The 13,138-nt window shown below is 74.8% G+C and carries 10 protein-coding genes; 6 read left to right on the top strand and 4 right to left on the bottom strand.

Annotation, left to right across the window (positions count from 1 at the left end; genetic code table 11):
• Positions 1-6: 6 nt before the first annotated feature.
• From ACFQH9_RS07715 to ACFQH9_RS07690, 6 genes are all read left to right on the top strand, one after another.
• The gene (locus tag ACFQH9_RS07715) at positions 7-687 is read left to right on the top strand and encodes a pyridoxamine 5'-phosphate oxidase family protein (RefSeq protein ID WP_379565222.1); all 681 of its coding nucleotides are present in this window, start codon (positions 7-9) and stop codon (positions 685-687) included.
• Positions 688-781: 94 nt separating this feature from the next.
• Positions 782-1,153 (top strand): hypothetical protein, encoded by a 372-nt coding sequence (locus ACFQH9_RS07710; RefSeq protein ID WP_379565221.1) that lies wholly within the window; start codon positions 782-784, stop codon positions 1,151-1,153.
• Between the two features lie 106 nt (positions 1,154-1,259).
• Positions 1,260-3,356: a prolyl oligopeptidase family serine peptidase gene (locus tag ACFQH9_RS07705; protein WP_379565220.1), complete on the top strand. Its 2,097-nt coding sequence runs from the start codon at positions 1,260-1,262 to the stop codon at positions 3,354-3,356.
• On the top strand, positions 3,353-4,342 hold the full coding sequence (locus ACFQH9_RS07700; protein ID WP_379565219.1) for a mechanosensitive ion channel family protein: 990 nt from the start codon (positions 3,353-3,355) through the stop codon (positions 4,340-4,342). Before ACFQH9_RS07705 ends, ACFQH9_RS07700 begins: the two co-directional genes overlap by 4 nt.
• Positions 4,339-4,722, top strand: a complete 384-nt coding sequence (locus ACFQH9_RS07695; RefSeq protein WP_379565218.1) for a globin — start codon at positions 4,339-4,341, stop codon at positions 4,720-4,722. Before ACFQH9_RS07700 ends, ACFQH9_RS07695 begins: the two co-directional genes overlap by 4 nt.
• A 39-nt stretch (positions 4,723-4,761) precedes the next feature.
• On the top strand, positions 4,762-6,405 hold the full coding sequence (locus ACFQH9_RS07690; protein ID WP_379565217.1) for an alpha-amylase family glycosyl hydrolase: 1,644 nt from the start codon (positions 4,762-4,764) through the stop codon (positions 6,403-6,405).
• A 52-nt stretch (positions 6,406-6,457) separates the two neighbouring features.
• Here the strand turns inward: ACFQH9_RS07690 and ACFQH9_RS07685 are convergent, their stop codons facing one another.
• From ACFQH9_RS07685 to ACFQH9_RS07670, 4 genes are read right to left on the bottom strand one after another with little or no spacing between them, the layout of a single operon-like run.
• A complete protein-coding gene (locus ACFQH9_RS07685) occupies positions 6,458-7,102 on the bottom strand; it encodes a DUF8185 domain-containing protein (RefSeq protein WP_379565216.1) in 645 nt (214 codons plus the stop codon).
• On the bottom strand, positions 7,099-7,551 hold the full coding sequence (locus ACFQH9_RS07680) for an acyl-CoA thioesterase (RefSeq protein WP_379565215.1): 453 nt from the start codon (positions 7,549-7,551) through the stop codon (positions 7,099-7,101). The genes ACFQH9_RS07685 and ACFQH9_RS07680 overlap by 4 nt, the downstream gene beginning before the upstream one ends.
• Positions 7,552-7,571: 20 nt before the next feature.
• Complete coding sequence (locus ACFQH9_RS07675; RefSeq protein ID WP_379565214.1) at positions 7,572-8,240, bottom strand: alpha/beta fold hydrolase; 669 nt, start codon at positions 8,238-8,240, stop codon at positions 7,572-7,574.
• Positions 8,241-8,295: 55 nt separating this feature from the next.
• On the bottom strand, positions 8,296-13,023 hold the full coding sequence (locus ACFQH9_RS07670; RefSeq protein WP_379565213.1) for an NAD-glutamate dehydrogenase: 4,728 nt from the start codon (positions 13,021-13,023) through the stop codon (positions 8,296-8,298).
• Positions 13,024-13,138 lie beyond the last annotated feature (115 nt).

The raw sequence follows: 13,138 nt of genomic DNA, 5'->3' as shown, positions 1-13,138 counted from the left end.
TCCAGGATGCCACCGCGCCGCCGCAGACTCGACCGCGTGACCGGCACCCTCTCACCCACCCCGCGCAGCACCCTCGGCCGCCTCCGCGAGCGCGGCGCGACCGACCGGGCCGCGCTGTACGACGTCCTCGACCACGGCCTCGTCTGCCACCTCGCGCTGGTCCGCGACGGCGCCCCCGTCGTGCTGCCCACCGGGTACGGCCGCATCGGCGACACCCTCTACGTGCACGGCTCCTCGGGCGCGCGCTGGCTGCGCGAGGGCGGGGTGCCGGTGTGCGCGACCGTCACGCACCTCGACGGGATCGTCTACGCCCGCTCGGTGTTCCACTTCTCGATGAACTACCGCAGCGCCGTCGCCCACGGCACCGCCCGGCTGGTCACCGAGGAACCCGAGCGCACGGCGGCGCTGCGCGCGATCGTCGAGCACCTCGCGCCCGGCTCGTGGGACCACACCCGGACGCCGAACCGTCGCGAGCTCGCCGCGACCGCCGTGCTGGCGCTGGACCTCGACGAGGCCAGCGTGAAGATCCGCACCGGTCCGCCCGGCGACGAGCCCGCGGACATCTCGCCGGAGGTCTGGGCCGGCGTCGTCCCGCTCACCACGACCTTCGGCACCCCCGAGCCGGACGCGCACGTGCCCGCCGACGCGCCCGTCCCCCCGCACGTCCTCACCCGCGAGGCGCGCTAGCTCCGCCGCTCACGACCGAATTCGCTCGCGCCCGTCCGACCGGTCCCGGATGATCGCCTCGCCCGATCACCCGGCGACCGGAAGGAGCGACGCCATGATCCACCCCACCGCGCGCACCGAGGTCCGCCGGGCGGACGACGAGGAGCTGATCGGCTTCGTCGAGCCGGCTCCCGACGGCACCTGGCGGGCGCTGTCGGTGTTCGGCGGGCTGATCGCGACCGCGGGGACCGAGGAGGCCGCGACCGCCGAGATCACCGGCCGCGGCCTGGCCGTGCTCGCCGAGACGTGGTGGTTCCGCGGTGAGCCGGCCGTGCTGCTGGAGGCGGCGCCGGGCCGGGTCGTGGCCCGCGTCGGGGGCATCGCGGCGCTGGCCGCGGTGGTCGGGTCCGGCGCGGGCGAGGACGGGCACCGCCTGCTCACCCTGACCGGGGCGGAGATCGGCGAGCTCACACTCGCCCGCCCCTGACCGCGAACAGGCCCCACCACGGCTCCGGGGCGGACCTCGTGGGGCAGGACCACGCGCTGCCCCTGGGGCCGGGTCCCGTCCGGGTGGTCCCGTAGCCTCCGATCGTGTGAGCACGTCCTACCCCGAGGCCGAGCGGCTGGACCTGGTCGAGGAGCTGCACGGTCGCCCCGTCGCCGATCCCTACCGCTGGCTGGAGGACCCCGAGGACCCGCGCACCCGGGCGTGGTCGGCGGCGCAGGACGAGCTCGCCCGCGCCCGGCTCGACGCCCTGCCCGGCCGGGAGGTCCTCGAGGCGCGGCTGCGCGAGCTGCTCTCCGCCGGGTCGATCTCGGTGCCGTTGTGGCGGGCCGGGCGGGCCTTCTTCACCCGCCGCGAGCCCGGGCAGGAGCACGCGGTGGTGCACGTCCGCGAGCCCGACGGGACCGAACGGGCACTGCTCGACCCCATCGCCCTCGACCCCACCGGGCTGACCACGCTGGACACCTGGGTTCCGGACCTCGAGGGCACGAAGATCGCCTACCAGGTCTCCCACGGCGGCGACGAGCAGTCGGTCCTGTACCTGCTCGACGTCGCGACCGGGGAGGTCGTCGAGGGCCCGATCGACCGCTGCCGCTACTCGTCGGTGGCCTGGCTGCCGGGCGGCGCCGAGTTCGTCTACGTGCGCAAGGTCGCCGCGGGCGAGGTCGAGGACGGCGAGGAGGACTTCCACCGCCGCGTCTGGCGCCACCGCGTCGGCACCCCGGACATCGAGGACGAGCTGGTCACCGGCCCGGGGCTCTACGAGGACCACACGTACTACGGGGTCCGGGTGTCCCGCGACGGCCGCTGGCTCGTCGTCACCGCCAACGTCGGCACCGCCCGCCGCGACAGCGTGTGGATCACCGAGCTGACGGACGGGAAGACCCCGGAGCTCGTCCCGATCCTCACCCAGGCCGACGACGTGCAGGCCACCTGCTGGGTCGAGCGCGACGGCCGGCTCTACGTCCACACCACGGACGGGGCGCCCCGCTGGCGGCTCGCCGTCACCGACCCCGCGACGCCGCACCGCGAGCACTGGCGCGAGCTCGTCCCCGAGGACCCCGGCTCGGTGCTGCAGGCCGTCCGCTGGCTCGAGCCCGCCCCCGGCACGGACGACGAGCCGCGGCTGGTCCTCGCCCGCGCCCGGCACGCGGTGGCCGAGCTCGCCCTGCACGCCGTCGACGGCACCCCGGCCGGCGCGATCCCGCTGCCCGGCACCGGCTCGCTGACCGGGCTCACGGTCGCCGACCGGGACACCCTGGACCGCTTCGGGCAGGTGTGGATCGGCTGGACCGACCTGGTCACGCCGCCGCAGGTGCACCGCTACGAGCGCGGCGCCACGGTCCTCGAGGCCACCGCACCCGGCCAGGTCGAGCTGCCCGCGGTGCGCTCGGAGCTGCGCGAGTTCACCTCCAGGGACGGCACGGCCGTCCGGATGTTCGTCGTGACCCCCGCCGAGGGGACGGGCCCCTGGCCGGTGCTGATGACCGGCTACGGCGGCTTCTCGATCGCCCGCGAGCCGGCGTACACGTCGTCGGCCCTGGCCTGGGTCGCCTCCGGCGGGGCGTACGCGCTCGTCGGGCTGCGCGGCGGCAGCGAGGAGGGCGAGGCCTGGCACCTGGCCGGCAACCGGGCCCACAAGCAGAACGTGTTCGACGACTTCCACGCGGCCGGCGAGGCCCTGGTCGCCGCGGGCACGACGACGCCCGCGCGGCTCGGCATCCAGGGCGGCTCCAACGGCGGCCTGCTCGTGGGGGCGGCGCTGACCCAGCGGCCGGACCTGTACGCCGCCGTCGTCTGCTCGGCGCCGCTGCTGGACATGGTCCGCTACGAGCTGTTCTCGCTGGGCCGCACCTGGAACGACGAGTACGGCACCGCCGACGACCCGGAGCAGCTCGGCTGGCTGCTCTCCTACTCCCCCTACCATCACGTCCGGGAGGGCGTGGCGTACCCGGCCACGCTCTTCACCGTGTTCGAGTCGGACACCCGTGTCGACCCGCTGCACGCCCGCAAGATGTGCGCGGCGCTGCAGCACGCCACGACCGGTGACCTGCTCGACCGCCCCGTGCTGCTGCGCCGCGAGACGGACGTCGGGCACGGGGCACGGTCGATCTCGCGCACCGTCGCGCTGTCCGTGGACACCCTCGCCTTCCTCGCCTTCCACACCGGTCTGGAGCTGATGTGATCCCCCTGCAGGACGCCGTCGACGGCCTGCCCCTCGCCGATCCGCCCGCCTGCGCCGCGGAGGCCGGGACCTGGTGCGCGCGCTTCTACGAGTGGACCAACAACGACTTCCTGGCCACCTCGGCCGACACCCTCGTCAACGGCGCGATCAAGATCGCGCTGATCGTCGTCATCGCCTTCGTGGTGCGGCACCTGCTGCACCGGGCGATCAACCGGGTGGTCGACGGCGCGTCCAACGGGAAGATCACCAAGCTCCTCGGCCGCGCCCCGAAGCGGCTGCGCTCCACCCCGCTGATCTCGCAGCGCCGCATCCAGCGCGCCCGCACCATCGGCTCGGTGCTGCGCTCGATGACCTCCGCGATCGTCCTGCTGATCGCCGCGGTGATGATCCTCGCCGAGTTCGGCGTGGCGCTCGGCCCGATCCTGGCGTCGGCCGGGATCGTCGGTGTCGCCGTCGGCTTCGGCGCGCAGAACCTGGTGCGGGACTTCCTGTCCGGCATGTTCATGCTGCTCGAGGACCAGTACGGCGTCGGCGACATCGTCGACCTCGGCGAGGCGAGCGGCACCGTCGAGGCGGTGGGCCTGCGGATCACCACCATCCGGGACCTGCAGGGCACGGTCTGGTACGTCCGCAACGGCGAGATCCTGCGCGTCGGCAACAAGAGCCAGGGGTACGCCGTGGCCGTCGTCGACCTGCCGCTCGCGCACTCCGCGGACATGGCCGAGGCCTCGGAGCTGGCCGGGCGGGTGGCCGCCGAGCGCGTCGGCGAGGAGGACATCGCCGAGGACGTGCTGGAGGACCCGGAGGTCCTCGGCGTCGAGAAGGTCACCGCGGAGGGCGCCACGCTGCGGCTCACGGTCAAGGTCAACCCCGGCCGGCAGTGGGCCGTGCAGCGGGCACTCAACGCCGCCATCACGGACGCGTTCGACGACCACGACGTCCCCCGCCCCGTCCCCCTCGCGCTCGGGGGGAGACTGGAACCGTGAGTGCACCCCAGAACTTCTACGCGGAGGTGGGGGGCGAGAAGGTCTTCCACCAGATCGTCCACCGCTTCTACGAGCAGGTCGCCGAGGACGAGATCCTCCGCCCGCTGTACCCGGAGGAGGACCTCGGGCCCGCCGAGGACCGGCTGCGGATGTTCCTCGAGCAGTACTGGGGCGGCCCGCGGACCTACTCCGAGCGGCGCGGGCACCCGCGCCTGCGGATGCGGCACTTCCCGTTCACGATCGGCCCGATCGAGCGCGACGCGTGGCTGCGCTGCATGCGGGTCGCCGTCGACGAGAGCGACCTCGACGAGGCGCACCGCGCCCAGCTCTGGCAGTACCTGGAGTACGCGGCCGCCAGCATGGTCAATTCCGGCTTCTAGGTAGGGACGCGGCGGCTCCGTTTGGCAGGATGGGGCCCCGTGCGGCACGACGGACGTTGGTGGACGGAGGCCGTCGTCTACCAGGTCCACGTCCGCAGCTTCGCCGACTCGGACGGCGACGGGGTCGGCGACCTCGCGGGCGTCCGCAGCCGGCTCGGGTACCTCGAACTGCTCGGGGTGGACGCGATCGCGCTGAGCGCGGTCGACCCCTCGCCCGGCCTCGACCAGGGCTACGACGTGACCGACCCGCGCGAGGTCGACCCGCTGCTCGGCACCCTCGACGATCTCGACGGGCTGATCGCCGACGCGCACGCACACGGCCTGCGGGTGATCGTCGACGTGGTGCCCAACCACACCTCGGACCAGCACGAGTGGTTCCGGGCAGCCGTGTCCTCCGCGCCCGGGAGCCCGGAGCGGGCCCGCTACCACTTCCACCCCGGCCGCGGGGAACGCGGCGAGCGGCCGCCGAACAACTGGCAGAGCGTGTCCGGCGGGCCCGCGTGGACCCGGTGCACGGTGACGGACGAGGACGGCACGAGGCGGCCGGACGAGTGGTACCTGCACCTGTTCGGCCCGGGACAGCCGGATCTCAACTGGGAGAACCCCGAGGTCTGGGCGGAGCTGGAGAAGACGCTGCGGTTCTGGTGCGACCGCGGCGTCGACGGGCTGCGGATCGACGTCGCGCACGGCATGGCCAAGGCCGCAGGGCTGCCCGACGACCGGCGCCAGCCCGGCTGGACCCCCGTGTCCGACGCGCTCGTCGACCCGCGCTTCGACCAGGACGCGGTGCACGACGTGCACCGGATGATCCGCGCGGTGCTCGACCACTATCCGGACCGGATGGCCGTGGGCGAGGTCGGCCCGGTGCGCGACGACGCCCGGTGGGCCTGCTACGTCCGCCGCGACGAGCTGCACCTCGCCGTGCACCCGGCGCTACGCGAGGCGGCCTTCGACGCCGCGCAGGTGCGGACCGCGGTCGACCGTACGCTCGACGCCGCGACGTCGGTCGGCGCGCCGGCGGTGTGGACACTGGCGAACCACGACCTGGTCCGCCCGGCCACCCGGTACGGGGGCGAGGAGCGGGACGGGGCGCCCGGCCCGGCCCGGGCGCGGGCGATGGCACTGGTCGCGCTGGCCCTGCCCGGAGCCGCGTTCGTCTACCAGGGCGACGAGCTGGGCCTGCCCGACGCCACCCCGCCCGACGCCACCCCGCCCGACGCCACCCCGCCCGAAGCCACCCCGCCCGACGCCCGCCGGGACCCGGCCCGGGAACAGTCGGAGCACGCCGACCGCGGCCGCGACGGCGCCCGGGTGCCGCTGCCGTGGGAGGGCGGCGCGCCCGGCTACGGCTTCACCACCGGCACGCCCTGGCTGCCCGTGCCCGAGGAGTACGGGGCGCTCACCGCCGCCGACCAGCTCGAGGACCCGGACTCCACGCTCTCGCTGTTCCGGTACGCCCTCGAGCTGCGCCGAGGCCATCCCGCCTTCCACGGCGACCAGGTCGAGTGGTTCGGCGCCCCGGCGGGCTGCCTGGCCTTCCGCCGCACCGGGTCCACACTCGTGTGCGCGCTCAACGCCGGCGACCGGGCCGTCCCGCTCCCGCCCGGCGACGTCCTGCTCACCAGCGGCCCGCTCACCGAGTGCGGCGAGCTGCCGCCCGACACGGCCGCCTGGCTCGCCTGACCCGGGTGTTCGCCCCGACGGGGCACCACTCGCGGACCAGCTGCGGAGAGGCTCAGGTCAGCAGGGGCAACGCGGTCACCCGCCGCCGCACCACGGCGCCGAAGCGCGCGTCGAGCCGCATCCACGAGCCGGTCGCCGACACGCGCACCACCGGTTCCGGCCCCTCGCCCGCGCCGGTGTCCGCGCCGCCGAGGAACCCCATGCCGGACAGCGCGAACAGCGCCCGCATCGGCACCAGGACCTTGCCCGGCACGTCGCCGGAGACCGTCAGCACGGTCTGGTCGAGCAGCGAGGCGGGCGGACCCAGCGGCCCGCCGTGCTCCCGGGCCAGGGCCAGCCCGCGCTCGGTGAGCGCCTCCAGCTCCCGCGCGGGCACGTCCTCCAGCCGCGTCCAGCCCTCGTCCGGCGGCAGCGTGCCCGTCCAGAACCCGGTAACCGGGCCCAGGTCCACCTCCGCGGACCGGTCCACGGCCAGCGCGGTGAGCAGCGACGAGCCCTGCACGGTGACGTCGTCGGGCTCCATCTCGGCGGCGACCGAGCGGGTCGCGAGCGCCTCGAACGGGGTCGGCGCCCACGCCGTCACCCGGCCGCGGACGGCCCGCAGGCGCACCGGCGCCGACTGGTCGAGGCGGACCAGGCGAGCGGTGAAGGCGCCGAGGTCCGCGCGTTCGGACGCGTCGGCGAACCGCAGGCTCACGACACGGCCTCCGTACGCCCCGTGCCGGTCTCCTCCGGCGCCCAGCGCAGCAGGAAGGCCCGCTCCTCGGCCGTCAGCCGCCGCGGCCGCTGCCCCTCCAGGTCGAACAACGCCATCCGGGTCTCGGCCTCGATCGCGACCGGGTCGGACTCCGCCGGCCCGGCCCGCATCACGTAGTCGATCGTGAACGACGCCGCCCGCACGTCCCGCACCGTCATCTCCACCCGCAGGTCGTGCGCCCGGTACGGGATCTGCCGGCGGTACTCCACGCCCAACCCGGCCACCAGCAGCCCGGCGGCGAAACTGTCCACGCCCTCCGCCCCCGCCGCGGTGAACATGAGGTCGATGCGCGCCTCCTCGAGGAGCGTGACCGCCCGGGCGTGGTTCAGGTGCCGGTAGGAGTCCTGGTCGGTCCAGCGCAGCGGGACCTGGGCGACGTAGCGGGCCACGGGCCCACCCTCTCACCCGGCTACGCGGCCGGGACCAGCGCCTCCACCAGTGCCTCCGCCACCTCGACGGGGTACGACAGCGCGTTGAGGTGCCCGCCCGGTACTGCGACGACATCGAGCCCGAGCCGCTCGCGGGCCACCCGGCGTTGGAAGGGCAGGGGGAACAGGCGGTCCTCGGCGCCGGCGAGCACGGTGGTCGGGACCTCCGGCCACGCCTCGAGCGGGAACGCCTCGGCGAAGGAGCGGTCGGACTGGTTCCGGCCGCCGCGGGCGAGCTCCGTACGCAGGTCGGCGGGGATGTCGTGCAGGAAGTCCCGCTCGAGGTCGAACCCCTCGTAGCCCGCCTCGGCGCGGGCCTCCGCCTGCCGGGTGGCCTCCCACCACGCCCCGGCGCTCTCCCCCGGCGCCGGGATCATCGGGTTGACCAGCACCAGCCGCCGCGCCGTCACCGCCGCGCACACCAGCGCCGCGGTGTAGGCCCCCATCGACTGCCCGACGACGACCGGGTCGGGCCGGTCGCCGAGGGCCTGGAGGGCGAGGGCGGTGTACTCCGCCCAGCCCGCCGTCTCGTCGTCGCCCGGCAGGTCGACGGCGACCGGCTCGTGGCCGCGCGCCGCCAGCTCCGGGACCACGCGGTGCCAGTACCAGGCCTCGCCGCCCGCGCCGGGCAGCAGCAGGAACGTCGTCACGTCAGGGCGGACCGGCCGCGCGGCCGGAACTCATCGCTCCCGCAACGACCGGTGGCTACCGCGCGAGCCCCCGCAGCTGCCGCGAGACCACCGACAGCGTGGCGAGGTCGAGCTCCCCGGCCACGGCGATCTCCTGCAGCGCCGCACGGGCCCGGACCAGCTTCGAGGCGTTCGCCCGCTCCCACTGGGCGATCGTCTCCGGCAGCGGGGTACCCGGCGCGGCCTCGCGCAGCGCGTCCAGGGTGATCGAGCGCAGCGAGCCGTAGAGGTCGTCGCGCAGCGCGAGTCGCGCGAGCTGGTGCCAGCGGTCGCCGCGCGGCAGCGCGCTCACCGAGGTCAGCGCCACGTCGATGCCGAGGTGGTCGCTCAGCGCGAAGTACGTGCGCGCCACCTCCTCCGGGTCCCGCGGCTCGCCGTCGCGCTCGGACAGCTCGACCAGCTCGACGACGTCGAGCAGCCCGAAGCCGTGCACCGTGGTCGCCGCGCGCCGGGCCAGGGTCCCGGGCACGCCCTCGTCGAGCAGCGTGGCGATCCGCGTGCGGACGATCTCCTGCTCCCGGCCCGCCAGCAGCTCGGGCAGCCGGCGACGCAGCGTCCGCACCAGCCCGGCGAAGCGCGCGGCCTCGGCGCCGACGGCCAGCGGCTGGGGCCGGTTGGTGAGGAACCAGCGCGAGGCCCGGTCGAGCAGCCGGCGCGACTCCAGGACCAGCCGGTCGGCCACCTCGACCGGCAGGCCCGCGTGGCGGATCTCCCGCCAGTGCGCTCGCAGCGCGTACACCCCGGTGGCGACGGCGTAGGCGCGCACGGCGTCGGAGGGCCCGGCGGCGGTCTCCTCGCCCAGCCGGAAGGCGAACGTGATGCCGGCGCCGTCGACCATCTCGTTGACCAGCAGCGTGCAGAGGATCTCGCGGTGCAGGGGGTGGCGGCGGATCGCCTCGGGGAACCGTTCGCGCAGCGGGTGCGGGAAGTACTCCGGCAGCCGCGGCGCGAACGCCGCGCCCTCCAGCAGGTCGCTGTCGAGCAGCCGGCGCTTGAGGTCCAGCTTGACGTGCGCGAGCAGCGTCGAGAGCTCCGGTCCGGTCAGCCCCTCCCCGGACCGTTCGAGGGCCTGGAAGCCGGCCGGGGTGGGCAGGACCTCCAGGTCGCGGTCCAGCCCGGTGCGCTCCTGCAGGTCCGCGACGACCCGGGCGTGCACGTTGGCCATCTCCCCGGAGTGGGAGCGGGAGACGCCGAGCACGGCGTTCTGGTCGGTGTTGTCGGCCAGGACGAGGGAGGCGACCTCGTCGGTCATCTCGGCCAGCAGCGCGTCGCGCCCCGGGCGGTCCAGCTCGCCGATCGTCACCAGCCGGTCCAGCAGGACTTTGATGTTGACCTCGTGGTCGGAGCAGTCCACGCCGGCGGAGTTGTCGATCGCGTCGGTGTTGATCCGTCCGCCGTGGCGGGCGTACTCGATCCGGCCGCGCTGCGTCAGCCCGAGGTTGCCGCCCTCGCCGACGACCTTGACCCGCAGCTCCCGGCCGTCGACCCGGATGGCGTCGTTGGCCTTGTCCCCGGCGTCGGCGTGCGCCTCGGTGGAGGCCTTGACGTAGGTGCCGATGCCGCCGTTCCACAGCAGGTCGGCCGGCGCGAGCAGGATCGCCCGGATCAGCTCGGGCGGGCTGAGCTTGACCACGTGCTCGGGCAGGCCCAGCGCCGCCCGCATCTCGGGGCCGACCGGCACCGCCTTCGCCGTGCGCGGCCACACCCCGCCGCCCGGGCTGATGACCGAGCGGTCGTAGTCGTCCCACGAGGAGCGGGGCAGGTCGAACAGCCGGCGGCGCTCGGCGTACCCGCGGGCGGCGTCCGGGTCCGGGTCGACGAACACGTGCCGGTGGTCGAAGGCGGCCACGAGGCGGATGTGCTCCGAGAGCAGCATCCCGTTGCCGAACACGTCGCCGGACATGTCCCCGACCCCGACGACGGTGAAGTCCTGGGTCTGGGTGTCCACGCCGAGCTCGGAGAAGTGCCGTTTGACGCTCTCCCACGCCCCGCGGGCGGTGATACCCATGGCCTTGTGGTCGTAGCCGACGGAGCCGCCGGAGGCGAACGCGTCGCCGAGCCAGAAGCCGTAGCTCGCCGCGACCTCGTTGGCGACGTCGGAGAACCGCGCGGTGCCCTTGTCGGCGGCCACGACCAGGTAGGAGTCCTCGCCGTCGTGGCAGACCACGTCCGGCGGCGGCACCGTCTCCCCGCGCACCAGGTTGTCGGTGAGGTCGAGCAGCCCGGAGATGAACAGCCGGTAGCAGGCCTCGACCTCCGCCGGGTCCGGACGGGCGGCGCGGACGACGAAACCGCCCTTGGCTCCCACGGGCACGATCACGGCGTTCTTCACCATCTGCGCCTTGACCAGGCCGAGGATCTCGGTGCGGAAGTCTTGCGGGCGGTCCGACCAGCGCAACCCGCCGCGGGCGACCGGGCCGAACCGCAGGTGCACGCCCTCCATCCGCGGCGAGTACACGAAGATCTCGAACCGGGGCCGGGGCGCGGGCATCTCCGGCACCGCGGCCGGGTCGATCTTGAACGACGTGAAGGCGCGGTCGCGGAACCAGTTCGTGCGCAGCGTCGCGACGATCATCGCCAGGAACCCGCGCAGGATGCGGTCCGCGTCGAGGCCGGTGACCTGGTCGATCAGCGCGGTGACCTCGGTCAGCGCCTCCTCGGTGACCTTCGCCCGGTTGTCCTCGGCCGGGTCGAAGCGGGCCCGGAAGAGCTTCACCAGCCCGCGCGCGACGGCGGGCTGGGCCAGCAGCGTGTCCGCCATGTACTGCACCCCGAAGGTGCTGCCGACCTGGCGGGAGTAGCGGGCGTAGGCGCGCAGCAGCGCCGCCTCCCGCCAGTGCAGGCCGGCGTGCAGCACCAGCGCGGAGAACCGGTCCGCCTCGGCCTCGCCGCCCCAGGTGGCGCGGAAGGCCGCGCAGAAGTCCCGGTCGAGCGCGGCCTCGTCCCGGCCGGCGAGCGCGGGGTCGGCGGGATCGCCGGCGTCGCTCGCGTCGATGCGCAGCCCGAAGTCGTAGAGCCAGCACCGCCGGCCGTCCGGGCGGACGAACTCCGACGGGTGCTCGTCCACGACCTCCACGCCCAGGTGCTGCAGCACGGGCAGGATCCGGGTGAGCGACACCGGTTCGTCCAGGTAGATGGCCAGCCGCCGCTCGCCCTCCTCGTGGTGCAGCCGGACGTCGAACCCGCCCTCGGCCAGCCCCAGGATCCGCTTCAGGTCCTCCACCGCGCGTTCCGGCGCGACGCCGGCCTTGTACGAGTCCGGGATGCCGGCCAGCAGCCCGGGCACCGTGACCGTGGCCGGGCCCAGCCGGTCGACGAGCCGGTCGTCCCACGTCCGGATGGCATCGGTGAGCTCGTCCGTGAGCTCCTGCGGGTCCGGGTCGGCCGGCGGGTCCGCGGGATCCGTCTGCACGGTGAAGTGCACCTGCGCGTACGGGGCCTCGGTCACGCGCGCGGTGTAGTCGACGCTGCTGCCGCGCAGCCGCTCGCGCAGGACCTCGGCCATCGCGAGCCGGCTCGTGGTGGTGTAGCGGTCGCGCGGCACGTAGACCAGGCAGGAGACGAACCGGTGGTGCGGGTCACGGCGCAGGAACACCCGTACCCCCCGCCGGCCGGCCAGCCCGAGGACGCCGACCGCGACGTCGTGCAGGAACTCCGTGGTCGCGCTGAGCAGCTCCTCGCGCGGCAGCCCGGAGATCACCTCGAGCATCTGCTGGCCGGAGTAGGACTCCAGCGGGAAGCCCGCCCGCCGGATCGCGTGGCGCGTCCGGCGCGCGACGACCGGGATGTCCAGCACGCTCTCGTACATCCCCGGGACCGTGAGCATGCCCAGGAAGCGGTGCTCGCCGGTGGGCCCGCCGTCCTGGTCGAAGGTCCGCAGACCCACGTAGCAGGGGTGCAGTGGGCGCAGCACCCGGCTGCGCACGCCGGCCCGGGTGAGGATCAGCAGCTCCTCGGCGCGGTCCGTCCTGCCGCCGTCGGGCACGAAGGCGCCGTTGTCCAGGGTGTCGCGGCGCAGGACCCCCAGCCCGGAGGCGAGCTCGGGCCGCAGCCGATCGCCGTCGAGGCGGTAGTGGCGGTAGCCGAGGAAGGTGAAATGGCCGTCGGCGAGCCAGCGGAGGAACTGCGCGACCTCGTGCCGCTCCGATCCGCGGTCCGTGCGCACGCCGCGGGGCACCAGCTCCTCGGCGAGCAGCTCGTCGGCGAGCGTCTGGATGCGGCGCTCCATGCGGTCGCCGTCCTCGACGATCTCGCGGACGTCGTGCAGTGCGTCCCTCAGCTCCTCGGTCAGGAGGTCCGGGTCGACCGCCCCGCTCAGGTCCAGGCGCATCCAGGACTCGGCGAGCGTGCCCCGCGGCGGGTCGGCGGGGTCGGCGTCGGGCAGGACCTCCTGCAACTGCCCGGCGACGTCGCGGCGCACCACCACGATCGGATGCAGCAGCCGCCGCACCTCCGCTCCGGCGCGCGACACCGCGGCGAGGGTCGAGCCGACCAGGTAGGGCATGTCGTCGGTGACGATCCGGACGGCCGCCCCCTCGACGCGGACCAGCGGCTCGCCGACCAGCCGACGCGTGGCCAGGGCCCGCTGCTCGGCGGCCACCTCGCTCAGCGGGGGCAGCTCGGGACGGTCGCCCTGGACCGGCGCCCCGTCCGCCGGGGCGTGGCGCCCGTACAGGGCGGTGAGGCCGTCCAGCTCGGCGGCGGCCGGCTCCGCGGCGGTCGTCTGCTCACGGGTCCGGCTCATTCTCGGCGACTCCGGGTCTTGCGAGGGTTGCTCGGTGCGGCGCCCACCCTAGCCCCCGAAGGGATGATCGCACCGCGAACCCGAACGGCACACGCTCGCGCTCAGTGAGCGGCCG

Source organism: Pseudonocardia lutea (genome assembly GCF_042658055.1).
Classification (GTDB): domain Bacteria; phylum Actinomycetota; class Actinomycetes; order Mycobacteriales; family Pseudonocardiaceae; genus Pseudonocardia; species Pseudonocardia lutea.
The sequence above is the reverse complement of the archived record's forward strand: the minus strand, read 5'-3'. Positions and strand labels throughout refer to the sequence as shown.